Here is an 18003-nt window from a genome sequence, read left to right on the forward strand (position 1 = left end):
CAACGGCCAGGACAGTCCGGCCTCTTTCGCGCGATACAGATACTCCCGCAATGTCGTGCCACCTATCGACAGACTAGCAGCGGCCTGACGGGTTGACATACCCTCACAAGACAGGCGGAGAGCTTCTCTAATTTTTCGCATTGGCAATCTCTTCATTGGGCAACCTTCCAGTCCATAAAAACGGAAAGGTAGCCTGCTGCTGATTGCCTCGCAGCATTACATCAGGGGGTGCGCGGATGCCCCGGAATCACTGCGCGGATCCGATCGGAATCGGTGCGCGGATAAAATTGGAATCCATGCGCGGATGTGCCCGGAATGCGCAGAACCCACCCTCGCAGGAACGATGAGATTGCTGTAAGAGATGCCCGTTCCCGGCGCTCCGACAGTTGCGCGGATGCCCTGTCGCCCGATGTTTACGGATGCTCCTGGAATACCAATGCTTGTGCTGATGCCTGCCTTGCTGATATTTATCCGAACACCCGGGAAAAGAGTGAAGGTTTGCCTAAAACGAAGTGCCATGAGATATATTCCGAGATCCACCCGCCTCAACTTAAGCGAGTTTTTTTGTTTTAGCTATCCCTTTTATTAGGAATCTTGGGTTTGGCTCGGAAGCGTTAAGAGTGGCTCATTACGAAAGCCCGCTTTCCCAACCATAATTTGCTTAAAATGCTGCACTTCATTCGAACGGCAGGTATGGGGAAGCACCATTGTGACACTGATCGGCCGGCGAGAGTCCGGTTAGGGCCGCCATTGCGAATAAAGGCCTTAGAAGAGTGCTTTCACATGATGATGCGCTGCATCAGGCTGGTTCGAGCCAATATCGTTGAAAAACTCGCCTTTTCTAGTCGGTTTTCAGGTATTCGAAGAATAGACAAATGAGATTGCCTCACGCCGTTTGCGGCTTTGGTCCGCCTGGGAAGAGCTTTGCAAGTTTTCTGAGGTTCTGGGCGGTTGCTGCGATGAGGAATTCGTCATTGGCTCCATTTGGACCTCGTAACCTGAGCCGCCTGAGACCCAAGATGCGCTTGAGATGGGCAAACAGCATCTCGACCTTCTTTCGCAGCTTGCATGAGATGGCATAATCTTCGGTTTTGGCTATGTCGCGGGCCATCTGGCGCGCTCCTTCATATTTTGAACGCAGAAGCCTGCGCGGAGCTCCCTTTGGACAGCATTGTTGCCTGAGGGCACAGGCTTCACAGTCTGCTTTTGCTGCTCCATATTTGACAAAATCAAGGTCACTTTGATCCGCACGAATGGTCTGGAACTTTCTGCGATTTCTGAGCAGTTGCTTGCCTGCCGGACAGACATAGGAATCCGTCTCTCGCTCATAAGCGAAGTCTTCCCGCGAGAATGTCCCATCATCGCGTTTCGATTTGTCGATCACCGGAATATGCGGTTCAATTCCCCAATCATAGACCAGCCATGCCAGCATCTCTGCCGACCCATAGGCAGTATCAGCTATCAAGCGCTCCGGCCAAAGACCAAACCTCTCATGTGCGCGTTCAATCATGGTCCGCGTGGCATAGGTCTCGCCAGTTCGCACTGAGCGGCTGGCTTGAACATCAACGATAATCGCGTGATCCGTATCGATAAGATAATTGTTTGAATAGGCAAAGAAAGCTGGTCCATGACGGGCCGCTGTCCATTGACTTGATGGATCAGAGTGTGAAGTGAATTTGGGAACGACATCTGTCGCCGCACCGAAAGCTTCGTCATCCAGGGAAAAGAGATAGTCTTTGACCGCGCGGGAGGCGATCTCTGGATTGATCTTGTCAGGATCCCAATCTTCCTTGGCAGTAGAATTCTGTTTGTTGGCATCGGCTTCGATGAGACTGGCATCGCTCGCAAAGTGCTCTCCACCAACGACACCCTCTTCAATGCAACGGGCAACCACTGCCTCGAATACCATCCGTAGCAGATTGCTTTCACGGAAACGACCATGTCGGTTCTTAGAGAAAGTCGAATGGTCTGGCACGGGATCGGTCAGATCCAGTCGACAAAACCACCGATAAGCCAAGTTGAGATGAACCTCTTCGCAAAGGCGCCGCTCGGAGCGGATCCCATTTATATAGCCGACCAGCAGCATCCTGATCATCAGTTCCGGATCAACCGAGGGGCGGCCTGTGTGGCTATAGAATGGTTTGAGATGGTCACGGACAGATGTCAGATCAACGAAGCGATCAATGGACCGCAAAAGATGATCCTGAGGCACATGCCCCTCAAGTGAAAACTCATAAAATAGCTCGGCTTGCTGTTTCTCTCGGTGCCCCATCATCGCTTTCAATCCTCATCCCATGGGAAGATTGAATCAGCATTCTCGCCGCATCGCAACATTAGTTTTTCAACAAAATTAGCCCAATGGTGACATTCATATCGCGGCCCTGCCAGCAATTGCCCAACTCTGGCTACCTTCTCGCCTTGAGCGACTGCGCAATGCCTTCCCCCAATTGAATTTTTCAGTAACCGCGCTGGAGACACCACCTACTCTGTCAAGGGAGATGTTCGATTTGTCTATTTTCTTTGAGGAACCGAATGACAATTCAGATCAGATCGTGTTAGCCCATGACATAATATTTCCCGTCTGCGCACCTAAATTGGCAGAAGGATTCGCGAAGGGTTCAGCTCGATTACTCCATGATCAGGGATGGTCAAGTGGTTGGCGGTTATGGGCCGAGCAGACTGGTGCAGAAATGGACGCTTTAAACGCAGGGGCCCGTTATTCGCTCTATGGCCTTGCGGTAGAGGAAGCGAAAGCAGGGGCCGGTATCTTAATGGGACACGCCTGTCTCATCGACTCTTTGCTCAAAACCGGACAATTGGTTCCAGCCTCACTAAAGCAGGCGAAAACAGGCCGCGCCATGGTACTAAACCTACCGAACAGTCCAACACGCAGACCTGTAGTCGATAATATCGCTGCCCATTTGGTCGGCCAAATAGGGTCGACTAACTAGCCCCACTATTCAGAGCAAACCAACCAGACTAACACCTTGATGGAGGGCTCAGTTTTGGACTTTAGAAATCCTATTAAGCGCTTCCTGCGCCTTCGCGTTGCCAAGGTCTGCAGCTTTCTGATAGAGGCCTTTGGCTTTTTCCAAATCGGTTGGCACGCCTTGCCCCTGCTCATAAAGGGAAGCCAGTCCGACCATACCATCGGATTCAATCAAATCTCCACGCTTTGCTGCCGTTGTGTACCACTTCAATGCGGCTGCGAAATCTTGGGCAACTCCATCTCCGGCCTGATAGGCCCGCCCCAGATAATACTGGCTGGTTATATCGCCCGCCATAGCCCCCTTTTCGAACCAGCTAGCGGCTTCGGCATCCTTACGTCTTTCAAGCGCAATCAGTCCGATGTAGCGAGCAGACTTCATATCCCCAGCTTGGTTCCCCTGACGAAAATATCCCAGCGCCTTGTCTAGATCTTTGCTGACGCCAAGGCCCTCCATCCAGATCTTGCCAAGATACAGCAATCCTCGTGTTTCGCCCGCGTCTGCAGACTTTTGTGCCCATACGCGGGCAGCCACATAGTCAACGGCCACCCCCTTACCGCCATCGAGATAGAGGCGAGCCAATTGCTCAGCAGCATGAGGCTCTTTGTTGGCATAAGCTTTCTTATATAGCTCGACCGCCCTTGCCAGATCCTTTGCATCAGTTGCGGCTTTGGCTTCAGCCATGATTGAACTAGCCGGTGGCATGAGTTGCGCTTCTGCCACGCTAAAAAGCGAAAGCAAAAGGCTAAGGGAAAGAAAAAGACTGCGGATCATTATGCAACTCTCATTATGATTATTAAGGCAGTTAGAAAGGCCGCTTGCCTTAGGTAGCATCGCCGAAAAGCCATGCACGGATCGGCTCAATAGAATAGGCGACACGCCATGTATTGCGATGACCACTTGCCCCTTCCGTGCTTTCGCCCTCGTTGAACACTGAGCCCTTGGCGAATGTCACATAGTTGATGCGGGCTCCCTGCGTATCCAGAGCATCAAAGGCGAAGCGGAATTGCTCGGCGGTCCACTTACCATCCCATTCCGCTCTTGCAATGCGCGCTCCCTCCGCTTCCAAGGCTTCCGTAATGGCGTTCTGGCCGGGAAAGGCCTTGCTATCGTCCTGACTGACCAGAATGAAAAGCCGATTGCCAGCCATGGGAGCAACTAGAGAAGCGTCCCACTGGCAGGCAACCAGGAAAGAGGCCGCAAAGAAATCCGGATATTTGATGTTCATGGCAATCGACATCATGCCTCCGCCAGATTGGCCGGTGGTAAAAAGACGAGAGCTATCGATGGAATATTGTTGTGTCAGCGCTTTGATCAGATTGATGGTTGTATCCAGCATGCTGGAGGTATTGGATTCATCATCTGCAATGATCTCCGCATATTGAGGTGCAAGCACAAAGCAAGGGCGTTCGGCCTGATCCTCGGGGCTCGCCCATACAATTGCTCCAAGACCCTGCTTTAACGTGGTAAGCACATCATTGCTTGTTGCTCCTGCATCATGCATGAAGTTGACAAAAGGATAAGACTTGGAGGGGTCATAATCCTTGGGAACATAGAGATTATAGGCAAGGACATCACCCGTCTCAGGGTCGTGCCATTCAAGTTGGAGAAAGTCATCGACAATCATATTGACGACCGAAGAGGTCTGCACTGAAGCGGTCGCAATGGTGTTTTGGACGTCTAGCTGGATTTCTCTTTGCGACAGGAGACCTTGCGGTTCGGCCCAGGTCGTATCGGAGATACTGGCTTCTCCTGCCTTACCCGGACCGCCCGGCCCACCTGGCCCCTTGCCTTGCTGCTCATCTGGCTCTTTTTCCTCCCTCGGCGCCTTTATCGCAAGGCTGGCGTCGACGTCATCCGCAGACAGGGCAACAATTACAACACGCCCAGTCTCTGATCGATCGTCCGGATCGGGTGATGCTGAAGGATAGACTTCCGTTACTGTTCGCCCAGCAACGCTAAACTGTTCGGCGGATAATACCGACGCTGGAATAGGTGCGGAATAAGTTACAGCAACCGCAACAAACCGGAGGCCGTCGCCATATACCTTCGTAATCGCTTCGGCACTTTCAATCGAAATGGCATTGGCAAAGGAAGGAGCCGAAACTGTCGCCAACGCTCCAGCCATCGTCAGGCCAAGAATAACGGAGCGTCTGTTCATTAGAACGGGTTGGTGTCGAGATGTTGTCATGGTTTGTTTTCCTAGTTCGGCTACACTTCAACCAATATGGTCATGTCCCTAACCAATTTAAAGGTACTAATTCAGTACCCTTATTGTATCAATTCTGAAATTGCTGTTTATACGCGACGCAATGCCCTCATAGAATGCCGCCTTGAGGCTAAGCTCAAAACGGCTCCCATGCTTAAACCTATTGGGCGAAGCGGTATGGCTCAAACAGATCGGATCCTGGCCACTTACGAAGTTTCACAACGACAGCTTTCTTGCCCTTTTCCCAGTTTGACGCATCGGTATAGTTTCCTTCACCCGTGTAACGCGCTGTAAACGGATAAGGATAAACCGGCCGGGTCATGTCTGGCAGCTTTGCAATGCCAAGGTCCAGCTTTTCAGGTCGATGGAATTTGGTGCCACCATCGTCAAAATCAGGCTGGCCGAAAGACGACGTTTCTGAAGTCGTATAGGTCATAACAGCTTCGGGGGCAACACCACTCTCAACCCATTCCACCATTGCGGAAAGCAGATCAATGTTGCTTGGCCCCTGACCTCCCGAGCAATGCCCGACGCCGGGCAACAGATAAAGCCTCTCGAACCCATGAACAGCATCAGCTCCCATGGTCGCAATCATGGCCTCATGCAAAGACAGAGTATTGGCAGGAGAAATATGGGGATCAGTCAAACCATGCCACATAATCAATTTGCCACCAGCCTTTTCAAAGCCATTGAGATCGGCGTTAGTCGCATCAAAAAGCGGATGTTTGGCGCGTAAGGCCTCCAATCGTTCTTCTGTAAAACGCAAATCAGAAAGCTGAATATCGGGATTTGTGTCTTCAAAGGCCAGGTTCCCCCACACAGGTAGCGCCGCGCCAGTGCTCATCAAATCATCATCTTCGGAATCTGCCACATAAACCCCTTGCCATTCCAACTCGGAGCCGTAAAGGGGCTGACCTGCCGTCAATGCCGCCCCGGTATTGGGATCGTGAGGGCCATCATAGAATTTCCGAACAACAGCGGCTTCATCCGCAGTCAGGCAGCTGGCAGTATCTTTCGCTCCCTGCTTACATGTGATGGACGCAACATCAAATGCACACAAGGCAGGTTGGGCAATGAGACCGTCCTTGAGACCGTCTGTTTCATCGCATGCTGCCACGACCGCAGAATGCAAGAGAGGCAGGCGCTTACTAGTTAAGATCACCTTGCCTTCAGCATCAGTGTTCGAAACCGCTTGCCACCCGTGATACAGGGTATTCTGAACCGTAAAAAGCATCGCAGGAGCACCAGCAATTACCCCATCAAAATCGCCAGGAAAGCGTTCTGCCTCCATCAAAGCTTCTCGACCACCATCGGAGCACCCGTTGAAATAGGAAAAAGCCTGTGGTTGACCGTAGAATATGGAGATCAAAGCCTTCACAGCCTGAGCGGTGACATGCTGAGCCCGATAGGCAAAGTCGGCTTGCTTTTGCGGATCAGACGCCCAATCGATGTCGTTGCCAGAATGCCCCATATCTGTCGCGGCCATGACAAACTCTCCGTTGGTCAGCAGTGAGCAGCCAGCAGAAGCGCCAGACCTTAGGGAGATGGTCCCGCACAGGCCGCCACACCCGACCTGCAAATACCGTTGTGTCCATGTTTGCAGCGGTAACAAAGCCTTAAAACCGATTGCAGGCGCTAGGATGCCCTCAACAGAGCAGACGGGAATACCATCGCTGGTGGTTTCAACAGCTTTGGTAATTTTGCTGCCTTCACCTCCAATTGCCGTTATGTCCTCATTTGCCAGATTGGCACAGGCAACGATAGGTTTTACGACCGGAAGAGCACTTTTTGCCTGGCTTCGCTCTGTGATACTCAGCCCTATGCAGATACTCAGGACCAAGACTACCATTACCAAAGGCGTTCGTGAAAACCTTAGGGTCATGCTGATTTATTCCTTTTTGTTGAGCTTTTTCTGCTTTAGGGCACCCCTTGCACCAATAAGGGCGGTAGGCTCCACTATTTCTCTTTTTTCAGTTCTAGCAGTTTGCCGTCATGCCGGAATTCGGCTTTAAACTCGCGGCTATTGGGGCCGTAGCCTTCAATCTCCACCTTGTATCCATCCTTGAAGTCAAGCTTCTGAAAATGGGCTTCCGACGGATATGAGGGGTTCTGCAAAATTTCTGCGGGGATCAACATACGTACAGATTGCTCTGAAAAACCCCGTTTCCGGTGCCCTTCGATTTCATTAATCTGCCCATCGCGATCCAAGTGGACTTCTACCCATGTCCCATCAGGCAAGGCAGCACGGATGTTCTGCCCATAGGAATCGCGATAATCCAGAGACACATCGGTTAACTTGAGCTTTTCGGTCGCAGCGCTGATAGCCTCATCCTGTGTCATCGCCTGGGCAGCAAATGTTGCCAAAGCAAAGCAGGCTCCGGAAAGACACAGGGTTATTTTATTGTTTCTTTTCATTGACACAGAACAGTTTCCTTTGTCTTGTCACAAATAGGAATAGTCGCCCATACATGCGCGTTGACTTTGAACTTTTACGCGCCGGGAATTAATGGTACTAATTTCGTACCATTAATAAGGCCAAATTATGTGCGTAGCAACAATGTTGAGAGATCATGGTAAAATCATCGGGAAACAGGGGCCGTCCTAAGACAATCGATACATCTGTTTTGCGAAATCGAATAATCGACGCAGCCCATGGCTGCTTCGTCCATCACGGCTTTGGGAAAACAACAACTGCCATGATCGCTTCAGAAGCCAAAATTTCGAAACGCGATCTTTATCGGCAGTTTAGCACAAAGACCGAAATCTTTGGCGAAGTCGTTCGCGCGCGCAGGCAAGCTATTCTCGATCTGCCACGGCCTGCTGACGAACAGCTGGCCCCATTGGATGCACTCTGTCGGATATTTCGTCTGGATCTCGATGATCAAGCTGCGGCGGAGCGCGATGCGATGCTCAATTTTGTTGCTAGAGAAAGCCTGCAGTATCCCGAACTCTCAGATCTCATCTACGACACGGGCATTATCCGCTCTCGCGAAGAGCTGATAGAATGGCTCGAGGACCAAAAGCGAGATGGAACCTTACACATCAGCGATACAGTGGATTGTGCAGGCCTGATGATGGATGTGGTCTTTGGAGCCATGCTACCACGGCGCCGTTTAAAGGATCCAGTTGACAGAGAATGGCAAAGCCAGATGATCAGAGGCCGGCTTGCAATCATCCTGAAGGGATTGCAAGCCAAATAATTTGAATCTTTTAGTTCCTTGTCTGCCGAAGCAGCCAATCGCGAGCGGCTTCTATATAGAAAAACTTGCGCGCAGACCCCATATGGTCGATCCCATCAAAAGTCAGGAAAGTAATATTGCCACCCTCCCCGAGATATCCATTCAACATTGATGTCAGCTTTTTCTGATCGCCAGTCGGGAGAAGAAGCGCCTGGCCGCCTGCTTATTGCGGCGCGGCTGAACCAGAATATCGAGAACTTCGCCATCCGCATCAATTGCACGCCAGAGCCAGAATTTCTTAGCCCCAATCGTAATGACGACCTCATCCATGTGCCACTTGTCTTTCGGCTTGGGCCGGTCTCTGCGAATGCAACTGGCAAAATGAACACCAAACCGATTGACCCAGAGCCGGACCGTTTCACGCGAAACGATAACCCCGCGCTCAGCAAGCAGGTCTTCCACATCGGCCGTGCTCAATGCAAACCGATGATAGGCCCACACCGCATAGGCGATAACCTCACGAGGAAAACGAAACCCTTTCAGGCGGGCAAAACTGCTTGGTATTTTCATGCTGCCGGTCTACACAAAACAAAAGCATCAAACAACTTGGCAATGCCCTTCACATCATAAAACCGGTTGGCACCATAACCAAACAGTCTTGGAGCCCATTTCCCGCCAGTATTATGCTTTGCTTGTATCAGCTTTTCCAATTGCCATTAACCAATATCCGCATGCGGTAGAGCCGATCGACAAGCATTATAATCTCCAATCCCGGAGCTCGGGAGGAAAAACCATGCCCAATATTTCTGAGAACTCGATACTACACAGTGTCGACAAGCTATTCGATCATTCATCCTCTTTGTGCCACTTGGAAGATGGCATCAAAGAGCGCATCAAGTCCTGCAACCTGACCGTAACAATCCGCTTCGGTGTCAGACTCCGTGGGCGTGTATACAGCTTTACGGGCTGGCGTTCCGTTCACAGCGAGCATCAGCATCCGGCCAAAGGCGGCATTCGATATGCAATGAACGTTGATCAAGATGAGGTTGAAGGTCTAGCTGCTCTGATGACCTACAAGTGCGCCCTGATCGGTATTCCATTTAGCGGCTCCAAAGGCGCTTTGCAGATCAATCGCAACGACTGGGAACCGCACGAACTGGAGCGCATCACTCGACGCTTCACACAGGAATTAGCCAAACGAAATCTGATCGGCCCTAGCCAGAATGTTCCCGCCCCCGATATGGGTACTAGCGAAGTGGAAATGGCATGGATTGCAGATGAGTACCAACGGCTCAATCGGTTGGACATCAACGCAGCGGCATGCGTGACTGGTAAACCCCTAAGCTCTGGTGGCATTGAAGGACGCATTGAGGCAACCGGGCGCGGCACCCAATACGCCGTTCAAGAGTTCTTCCGCTCTTGGCCAAATCTGAATAAATCAGGCCTGACGCCCGAATTGAAAGGCAAACGCATCATTATTCAGGGATTGGGTAATGTGGGCTACCATGCAGCAAAGTTCCTTTCAGAAGAAGACGGTTGTCTCATTCAGGGTATCATTGAGCGGGACGGAGCAATCTATCGTGAACAAGGGCTTCCTGTCGATGAAGTCCGTGCCCACATGAACCGCACCGGAGGAGTGCGCGGTTTCCCTGATGCCGACTTCATCGAGCACGGTCAGAGCTTGTTGGAAAAGGAATGCGACATCCTTCTGCCAGCAGCTATGGAGAATGTCATCACTTCGGAGAGTGCCCCCCGCATCAAGGCTCCAGTCATCGTGGAAGCCGCCAATGGCCCGACCACCTATGATGCAGACAAGATCCTCAAAGAGCGCGGCGTCGTTATTCTGCCAGACATCTATGTCAACTCCGGCGGCGTCACAGTCAGCTATTTCGAGTGGATTAAGAATCTGGGCCATATGCGTCTGGGGCTTCTCGATCATCAGCGTCAGGAATCCCAAAACCGCCAGATCGCCGAAATGCTCGAATCCATGACAGGCGTCAAGATTCCGGAAGAACAATGGAAAGCTTTTGTTCGCGGAAGTGAAGAAATTGACCTTGTGCGCTCGGGCCTCGAGGAAATGATGCGAAAGGCCTTCGGCCACATGCTGTCCGTTTATCGGGAGCGCAACGGCGTTGATGATCTGCGTACTGCTGCATACGTGCTAGCGATTGAAACTGTTGCCAATGCCTACAAGTCCAGCGGCATCTGAGCAAACTTTGAATATAACCCGAGACGGAAGGAACCCTTTAGCCTCGGGTTAAATGTGTGACCCACCGGGAATCTGAGCGCGCTTAGATTAGCGCTACAGAGGCTAGCAATCCGGCCATTGACGGGGATGAGAAAACCGGCTTTATGTAGAACGAGGATGTCGACCAAATCGCCGTAGATGCCTGAATATGCTCTTCAGAAGAAGCTTACCATCCACACCATTCCCATAACATCAAAATAGTCTGCGTGCGTGTCTTTTCTTGATCAAGTAGAACGGACACGCTCAAGAAAGAGAACTCATGAAATTTTTCGTGGATACCGCTATTGTTAGCGACATCGTTGAGCTGAATGATTATGGTCTGGTAGATGGTGTTACCACTAATCCCAGCCTGATAGCCAAATCAGGACGCGACTTTAAAGAAGTTATTGCAGAAATTTGCAATACTGTTTCTGGCCCGGTTTCAGCAGAGGTCGCTTCCATGGATTTTGATACCATGATGGCGGAAGCAGGTTGCTTGAGCCGAATCGCTCCAAACGTAGTCATCAAACTGCCCCTGACGCTTGATGGTCTAAAAGCTTGCCGAAAACTTAGCGATAAGGGTATCAAGACCAATGTCACCTTGTGCTTTGCAGCCAATCAGGCCCTTCTGGCCGCCAAGGCCGGTGCAACTTACATTTCGCCATTCATCGGTCGTCTGGATGATCTCAATCTGGATGGCATGGATCTTATCCGCGAGATCCGCGCTATCTATGACAGTTACGACTTCAAGACAGAAATTCTTGCCGCGTCCATTCGGACTGCAAACCACGTAAAAGAAGCAGCTAAGGAAGGGGCGGATGTGGCAACCATTCCCCCAGCGGTCATCAAGAGTCTTGCAAACCATACGCTGACAAACAAAGGCCTCGACCAATTTGCAAAAGATTGGGAAGCGACAGGTCAATCCATTCTCTGAAGAGAGCAGCGTCAACTTCGGCTTCTCTTGTCAGCAAAACAGTTCGAGCCACGCCCCCATCCTGAAGACGAAGAGCTTCCAGAAAGAGAAAGCCCCGGACCATATTAGGCCGGGGCTTTGTTGACTTTAACTCAGGGAAGTGTTTTCAGCAACAACCTCAAAGAACCGGAGTTGGCAGAGGTTTCTTGTCAAACTGGGCGGCAAGGTTGTCATAAACAAGCTTACCCATCGCTTTGCGGGTTTCAATTGTGCCGCTGGCGTGATGCGGTTGCAGCAAGACATTATCCAGCGCAAAAAACCGCGGATCGACGTCAGGCTCACTGTCAAACACGTCCAGACAAGCAAAGCCAAGAGCTTTGCTCTCCAGAGCATCCAGTAGAGCCACTTCATCAATATTCGATGCACGGGAAATGTTGATCAACATGCCTTCCGGTCCAAGGGCTTCGATGACTTCCTTGCCCACAATGCCCTTGGTTGCAGGACCACCCGTAAGGGTCACGAAGAGAAAGTCGACTTTCTTGGCCAACTCAACCGGGTTAGCCACAAAGATCCAGTCTTTGGCAAAATCACGCTCTTCAAGGTCGCTATAATGGATTTCCATGTCGAAGGCGGCACAGCGACGCGCAACTTCATAGCCGATGCGCCCCAACCCCAGAACACCAACGTTCTTTCCAAAGACCCTGCTCTTTAATGGATAGAGCCCCTTGTTCTTCCAGCTGCCAGTGCGCACCCACTCTTCAGCTCCGATAACACCTCGTGAAGCCGCCAGCATCATCGCCATTCCAAGATCGGCCACATCTTTTGTCAGCACATCTGGGGTATTGGTGACGCGAACACCGGCAGCTTCGGCTGCCTTCAGATCAACGGCATCATAGCCCACACCATAAACCGAGATGATCTCGAGATTAGGCAAAGCCTCAATCAAGCTCATATCGGCCCCGAGCTCGCCACGTGTTGCAATGCCTCTGATTTGCGGCGCACATTCGGACAGAAATGCGGCTTTGTCTTCCGCTTCGAAATAGCGATGCATGACGAATCGCTGTTCCAGTCGCTCCATGTCCCAGTCCGGATAGGGACCAATTTGCAAAATATGCGGTTTTTCCATGTTTTGTTCCTCCTGAGCCCAGGATTTTCCCTTCACTTTAAAGGTCACAGCCTAAACAGCAGTTCCTTGACCTAACCTACCGTTACACCTCATGGTCAAAGGAAGGGTTGCCTGAGATATGAAATGTCCTGCGAGAAAAAATGGAGCCAGCGACTAGAATAGGGCTGCTAAACTGGCTCCATTTGCAAGTTAGCTATCTCCTAGGACAGCGCGCTACATGCCTTGATAATTCTCTCACACCCGTCACGGATCACGTCTTCGCTGGTGGCAACAGAGATCCGGAAGTAAGGTGACAAGCCGTATGCTGTGCCTGCGATAACAGCGACGCCTTCGCTTTCCAGCAGGTAAAGCACGAAATCTCCATCGTCCTTGATTACCTGACCATCAGGCGTTTTCTTCCCGATAACTCCGGCACAATTTGGATAAACGTAGAATGCCCCATCAGAGCTGCGGCAGCTAAGGCCGGGGGCGGTATTGAGAAGCTCAACAGCCAGTTCGCAACGTTTCCGATAAACCTTCAGCCACTCGCCCACTTCCTTCTGATCACCGGTCAGTGCGGCCACTGCTGCTGCCTGACTTACGGATGACGCACAGGAAGCCATCTGCGACTGCAACGTGTTGATGGCCTTTACAAGTGGGGCAGGACCAACACCGTAACCGATACGCCAGCCAGTCATGGCATAGGTCTTGGACACGCCATTGATCAGGAAGGTGCGATCGATAAGGCCAGGCTCAACAGAAACCGGGCTAGCAATTCTGGCATCAGTGAAGACGATCTCGTCATAGATATCATCGGTCAGAAGCCATACCTGCGGATGACGCATCAGGACGTCGGTTACCGTCTTAAGGTCTTCTGCCGTGTAAACCGCACCGGTCGGATTGCTCGGTGAATTCAGAATGAGCCAGCGTGTGTTGGGCGTAATCGCGGCTTCAAGAGCTTCAGCCGTCAGCTTGAAACCATCCTCCTCAACGCACGGAATGATAATCGGATTACCACCGCAAGCCAGTACCATATCCGGATAGGAAACCCAGAATGGTGCCGGAATAAGCACATCATCACCCTTGCCAACAGTCGCCATCAACGTGTTGAAGATTACCTGTTTGCCCCCATTGCTGACAGTGATCTGGTCCAGTCCATAGTCCACCCCCGTGAACAGCTTCATACGGGCTGCAATAGCTTTGCGCAGCGGCACAGTGCCGGGAACTGCGGTATATTTTGTTTCCCCTGCCATGATGGCAGCACAAGCGGCTTCCTTGATCGACTGTGGGGTGTCGAAATCCGGCTCTCCAACAGTCAGGTTGACGATATCGCGCCCCTCTTCACGCAGCTGACGGGCACGATCTGCTGCGGCCGTGCTGGGGGAGGGTTTAATGCGCTGGATGCGCGCAGCGAGCTTGAGTTCAGACATGATGTCCTCCGATTACTTGGCGTTTCAATCAGCCATACAGGACTGCGGGCAGCCATATGACAAATTCAGGGAAGATGGCGAGAAAGGCGATAAAGGCCAGCATCAAGGCGACGAATGGCAAGGTAACTCGGGTGATATAGCCGATACCATCGCCAGTAACCCCTTGAATAATGAAGAGATTGAATCCAACAGGCGGTGTAATTTGAGCCAGCTCGACTACGATCACGAGGAAAACACCAAACCAGACCTTATCAAACCCTGCAGCTGTTACCAAAGGCAGAACAACCGGCAGCGTGGTTACGATCATGGAGAAGCCCTCAAGAAAACACCCGAGTAGCAGATAGACGCATGTCAGAACAAAGATTAGCATGAAAGGAGAGAGCTGGAGTTCCGACACGAAGCTAGCCATAAAGTTTGGAATGCCCAAGAATGATGTGACATTGCCCAAGATGGTCGCGCCAACGATGATCAGGCCGATCATGCTGCAAGTCTGCATGGAACTGAGCGCAACATCGCGGACAGCTTTCACACTCAAACCGCCCTGGAGTGCTGCGACAAAAACGGCACCGAAGACACCAACAGCAGCAGCCTCGGAAGGGGTAGCCAAGCCACCATACATAGAGCCCAAAACAACCAGAATGAGAAATAGTGCCGGGGCCAATTCCTTCAGAGCGTAGATACGGTCGGCCATGGACACATGACGCAGGCGTTTTTCAGCTTCTGGAATTGCATCCTTATTGATGGTAGTTCTGATCATGATCACAGCCATGAACAACAGCGCAAGCAACATGCCAGGCAGAAAACCTGCGGTGAAAAGCTTCAAAACGGATTCTTCAGCCAACACACCATAAATGATCATCACAGTGCTGGGAGGAATAAGGAAGCCCAGAGTGCCAGCCCCAGCGAGACTACCGATGGCAATGTCACGAGAATATCCGCGGCGTAGTAGTTCCGTTAGGGAGATTCGTCCGACGACTTGGGTTGTCGCTGCAGAAGACCCCGAGATGGCGGCGAAAATTGAACATCCTACAATATTTACATGCAATAATCTTCCGGGAAGCAAGCCCATCCAGGGCGCTAGACCGTTGAAGAGAGAGCGTGACAGCTTCGTGCGAAAGAGGAATTCTCCCATGATGACGAACAGGGGCAGAGCAACCAATTCACTCGTAGTCAGAATGTTGAACACATATTGGGGGAGCAGTTTGTCGATCGGGATATCGCGGAACAGCGAGATTACAGTCACCCCTGTTCCCATCAGGGAAAGGCCCACCCAAATCCCTGAGCCAAGCACGACCAGTAGAGCAAGAAGCAATGTTGTTATGATTACACTCATGTGATCAGTCCTTCGTGATATCAAGATCGTGCGACGAAACCACCTTGAGACCATGGATTTCTAGTTCCAACCCAAAGAGGCAACGGATTAGGCGTTCGATGAGTGCCAACGTCAGGAAAAGGGCGCCTACCGCAATAGCAGTCTGAGGAATCCAGAGCGGTGTGTAGCTGGCAAAGGACACATTTCCGTCTTGGAATGATTTAAACGCTGCAGCTATAAGTGCGTAGGATAGAAAGGCGGAAAATAGCATGCCAATCGTAGTTGTGAAACATTCAACGATGTGCCGCGCCTTTGGCGTCAGAGTTCCGATGAGAGCCGTAACACGCACGTGTCCTCCTGCGCGCATGGTAAGGGACGAGCCCAACATGAAGGCAGCGCCCATCAAATACCCACTATATTCCCAAGCAACCGGAATATCCGCGTGCATAGCCGGAAAAAACTTTGTCCAGGCAGCAAGCAAAACTTCCGTAAAAACTAGGAACGTTAAAATAACAAGACATAGTGTGGCGAGAACCCCACCAACTATGGCGAGCCAATGAACGACCCGCACATAGAAGGTGAATATTCCCGGAATCTTTGTCTCAGTAGAGCAAGTTTCCGGTGCTGACATTCTTAGTCTCTCCCGAGCTCAGCAAGATAGGCATCTACAATCGGCTTTGCAGAAGGAACCCGCTCGAGATATTCGTCCAACAGGGCTTTGGCTTTTGCCTGCATTTCGGCAAACATTTCTGGAGAAATTTCGACTAGATCCATGCCATGCTGCTGCATGGTGACTACACTCTGCATATCTTTGTCACGGGCCACATTCCAAAAATCCGGTTCAAGACTAGTCGCAATATCCTGAACTGTTTTTTGGTCTTCAGGGCTAATCTTATTCCATGCATCCAGATTGATAGAAACGATGTTGCTGCCCCAAGTATGGTTGGTTGGGTAGATGTATTTGAGGAACTCCCAGAATTTGCCATCTACACCTGAAGTTGCGGAAGTAGCAACACCATCGACGCGACCAGAAGCAAGGGCAGGAATCAGCTCTCCCCACGGAATCTGCACTCCAGCCATACCAATTGCTTTCATGGTATCCACTGTAGTTTTGTCAGCACCGCGAATTTTGATACCCTGCAGTTGATCAACCGAAACAGCATCAATTTTCAGATACATATACTGTTTTGGAGACGGTACATAGAAAAGGAATTTCTGATTGTAATTGCTGGCGACCTTTTCGATCTCGGGGCGCCAGAACTTATGCAGCACACGAAGGTCGTCCATAGAAGATACCAGAAACGGAACATTCTCCAAGCCAAACAAGGGCTGATCCCCGATCTGCTGGCTACCAAGAATGTCGGCCATTGGGACTAATCCGTCACGCACTGCACGCAGATGTTCTGGCCCCTTAAAACCTAGTGCACCACCGGCGTGAACCTGAATGTCTACGCGACCATCTGTTGCCTTTTTCACTTCTTCAGCAAACTTTTTGATATTTTGCGTACCAAAATTAGATTCTGGCATCACTTCCGACAAGTCAAACGTCGCGGCATACGATGCCGAAACCGGATTAAACGCGGTAACAGCCAGCATAGCGACTGCACCGTACGCAATATTTCTAAAGGCCTTAAGCATATTTTTTCCCTCGAATTTATGGTGATTGGTTGCGGTTTTGTTTCCCGTCATTGTAGCTCCTCCAGCTTGCTTTCCTCCAAGACCCCGGGACACGATTATCCCGACGTCAACCCGCGTCACTTGGCGGTGTAACGTTCGAATCTCAGGCCTCCTTCAACCTGAAAAGTCGAAAACACTTCGATATAGCTGACGTTCACATGGGATGGCGCATCAACGGCATTTGCTACTGCATCCGAGATGTCCTCCGGCTGCAAAATCTCATATCCATCAACAAAGTCCTTCTGGGTCTGCTCAGGATTGCCATGTACCTTACCGAAGATTTCTGTTGCAACACGTGCAGGGCAAAGCTCCGTTACACGGATACGTTTTCCATAGACATCGTGTCGAAGATTATTCGTCAAAGCGCGCACACCGGCTTTGGTGGCGTGATAAATCGTGTTGCTTGGAAATGAATATGCTGCCGCAATAGATGTGGTATTGATGATATGGCCACGGTCTCGTTCGATCATGCCCGGAAGTGCAGCGGCAATGCCATGAAGCACGGCTCTGAAGTTGATATCAACCTGGGCGTCAATCTGATCAGCACTGAGGGTGTGAATGGTCCCACTGTGGTCGATACCAGCGTTATTGACCATGACATCAACATCCAGAGATGCAATAAGGTCACGATATGCTTGGGTATCTGCAATATCAATTGCGTGAGCAACACAGCCGCAGCGGTCAGCTAGTTCATCGAGCTTCTCTTTGTTGCGGCCGACGGCATGAACTGTCAAACCTTCTTTTGCAAAACGCTCGGCAATAGCCCCTCCGATACCACCCGAAGCTCCGGTAACCAATGCGACCTTGTAATCTGAAAATGCCATTATGACCTCGTATAAAACTAGTGTTTTTTGAGATCGTAGTTCGGACGGCATCATGTGAAAAAGAATATTTCATTCTACCTATAAAAGATTCGGATATATTTCATTTCCAAACAAGCCGTGTATGCTTGCTGCAATTCGAC

16 protein-coding genes and 1 pseudogene are annotated in these 18003 nt (G+C 50.9%); 4 read left to right on the top strand and 13 right to left on the bottom strand.

Annotated features, from left to right (window positions below; all coding sequences use genetic code 11):
* Nucleotides 1–216: 216 nt before the first annotated feature.
* Nucleotides 217–519 (bottom strand): DUF4236 domain-containing protein, encoded by a 303-nt coding sequence (locus BM258_RS25040; protein WP_090075442.1) that lies wholly within the window; start codon nucleotides 517–519, stop codon nucleotides 217–219.
* A gap of 367 nt (nucleotides 520–886) precedes the next feature.
* On the bottom strand, nucleotides 887–2275 hold the full coding sequence (locus tag BM258_RS22205; RefSeq protein WP_090075443.1) for a transposase: 1389 nt from the start codon (nucleotides 2273–2275) through the stop codon (nucleotides 887–889).
* A gap of 91 nt (nucleotides 2276–2366) precedes the next feature.
* Between BM258_RS22205 and BM258_RS25135 the strand changes: the two genes are divergently transcribed.
* Nucleotides 2367–2951 carry a LysR substrate-binding domain-containing protein gene (locus BM258_RS25135; RefSeq protein ID WP_090075444.1) on the top strand — a complete coding sequence of 195 codons (585 nt, stop codon included), beginning with the start codon at nucleotides 2367–2369 and terminating at the stop codon, nucleotides 2949–2951.
* 48 nt (nucleotides 2952–2999) lie between these two features.
* Here BM258_RS25135 and BM258_RS22215 read toward each other — a convergent pair whose 3' ends face one another.
* The 4 genes from BM258_RS22215 to BM258_RS22230 all read right to left on the bottom strand — a co-directional run bounded on the left by BM258_RS22215 (nucleotide 3000) and on the right by BM258_RS22230 (nucleotide 7560).
* Nucleotides 3000–3761, bottom strand: a complete 762-nt coding sequence (locus tag BM258_RS22215; protein ID WP_175528214.1) for a tetratricopeptide repeat protein — start codon at nucleotides 3759–3761, stop codon at nucleotides 3000–3002.
* 49 nt (nucleotides 3762–3810) lie between these two features.
* Nucleotides 3811–5178, bottom strand: a complete 1368-nt coding sequence (locus BM258_RS22220) for a prolyl oligopeptidase family serine peptidase (RefSeq protein WP_210186851.1) — start codon at nucleotides 5176–5178, stop codon at nucleotides 3811–3813.
* Between the two features lie 178 nt (nucleotides 5179–5356).
* The gene (locus BM258_RS22225) at nucleotides 5357–7045 is read right to left on the bottom strand and encodes a tannase/feruloyl esterase family alpha/beta hydrolase (protein ID WP_210186852.1); all 1689 of its coding nucleotides are present in this window, start codon (nucleotides 7043–7045) and stop codon (nucleotides 5357–5359) included.
* A 107-nt stretch (nucleotides 7046–7152) separates the two neighbouring features.
* On the bottom strand, nucleotides 7153–7560 hold the full coding sequence (locus BM258_RS22230; protein ID WP_139229350.1) for a hypothetical protein: 408 nt from the start codon (nucleotides 7558–7560) through the stop codon (nucleotides 7153–7155).
* A gap of 206 nt (nucleotides 7561–7766) precedes the next feature.
* Here BM258_RS22230 and BM258_RS22235 point away from each other — a divergent pair, with 206 nt between their 5' ends.
* On the top strand, nucleotides 7767–8396 hold the full coding sequence (locus BM258_RS22235; protein ID WP_090075449.1) for a TetR/AcrR family transcriptional regulator: 630 nt from the start codon (nucleotides 7767–7769) through the stop codon (nucleotides 8394–8396).
* A 171-nt stretch (nucleotides 8397–8567) separates the two neighbouring features.
* Here BM258_RS22235 and BM258_RS22245 read toward each other — a convergent pair.
* Nucleotides 8568–8945 (bottom strand): annotated as a pseudogene (locus BM258_RS22245) (IS6 family transposase); the annotation flags it as partial.
* Nucleotides 8946–9168: 223 nt separating this feature from the next.
* On the opposite strand from BM258_RS22245, the gene BM258_RS22250 reads away from it, so the two are divergent.
* The gene (locus BM258_RS22250; protein ID WP_090075480.1) at nucleotides 9169–10584 is read left to right on the top strand and encodes a Glu/Leu/Phe/Val family dehydrogenase; all 1416 of its coding nucleotides are present in this window, start codon (nucleotides 9169–9171) and stop codon (nucleotides 10582–10584) included.
* 298 nt (nucleotides 10585–10882) lie between these two features.
* Nucleotides 10883–11536 (top strand): fructose-6-phosphate aldolase, encoded by a 654-nt coding sequence (fsa, locus tag BM258_RS22255; RefSeq protein WP_090075450.1) that lies wholly within the window; start codon nucleotides 10883–10885, stop codon nucleotides 11534–11536.
* Nucleotides 11537–11693: 157 nt separating this feature from the next.
* Here the strand turns inward: fsa and BM258_RS22260 are convergent, their stop codons facing one another.
* The 6 genes from BM258_RS22260 to BM258_RS22285 all read right to left on the bottom strand — a co-directional run bounded on the left by BM258_RS22260 (nucleotide 11694) and on the right by BM258_RS22285 (nucleotide 17863).
* Entirely contained in the window at nucleotides 11694–12641 is a 948-nt protein-coding gene (locus BM258_RS22260; RefSeq protein ID WP_090075451.1) for a 2-hydroxyacid dehydrogenase, read from the bottom strand.
* A 200-nt stretch (nucleotides 12642–12841) separates the two neighbouring features.
* Nucleotides 12842–14050, bottom strand: a complete 1209-nt coding sequence (locus BM258_RS22265) for an aspartate transaminase (RefSeq protein WP_090075452.1) — start codon at nucleotides 14048–14050, stop codon at nucleotides 12842–12844.
* 28 nt (nucleotides 14051–14078) lie between these two features.
* Nucleotides 14079–15383 carry a TRAP transporter large permease gene (locus BM258_RS22270; protein WP_090075453.1) on the bottom strand — a complete coding sequence of 435 codons (1305 nt, stop codon included), beginning with the start codon at nucleotides 15381–15383 and terminating at the stop codon, nucleotides 14079–14081.
* Between the two features lie 4 nt (nucleotides 15384–15387).
* A complete protein-coding gene (locus BM258_RS22275) occupies nucleotides 15388–15993 on the bottom strand; it encodes a TRAP transporter small permease subunit (RefSeq protein WP_090075454.1) in 606 nt (201 codons plus the stop codon).
* 2 nt (nucleotides 15994–15995) lie between these two features.
* Nucleotides 15996–17051 (bottom strand): TRAP transporter substrate-binding protein, encoded by a 1056-nt coding sequence (locus tag BM258_RS22280; protein ID WP_090075455.1) that lies wholly within the window; start codon nucleotides 17049–17051, stop codon nucleotides 15996–15998.
* A 65-nt stretch (nucleotides 17052–17116) separates the two neighbouring features.
* A complete protein-coding gene (locus tag BM258_RS22285; RefSeq protein WP_090075456.1) occupies nucleotides 17117–17863 on the bottom strand; it encodes an SDR family oxidoreductase in 747 nt (248 codons plus the stop codon).
* Between the last annotated feature and the right edge of the window lie 140 nt (nucleotides 17864–18003).

Source organism: Cohaesibacter marisflavi (assembly GCF_900115225.1).
GTDB lineage: Bacteria > Pseudomonadota > Alphaproteobacteria > Rhizobiales > Cohaesibacteraceae > Cohaesibacter > Cohaesibacter marisflavi.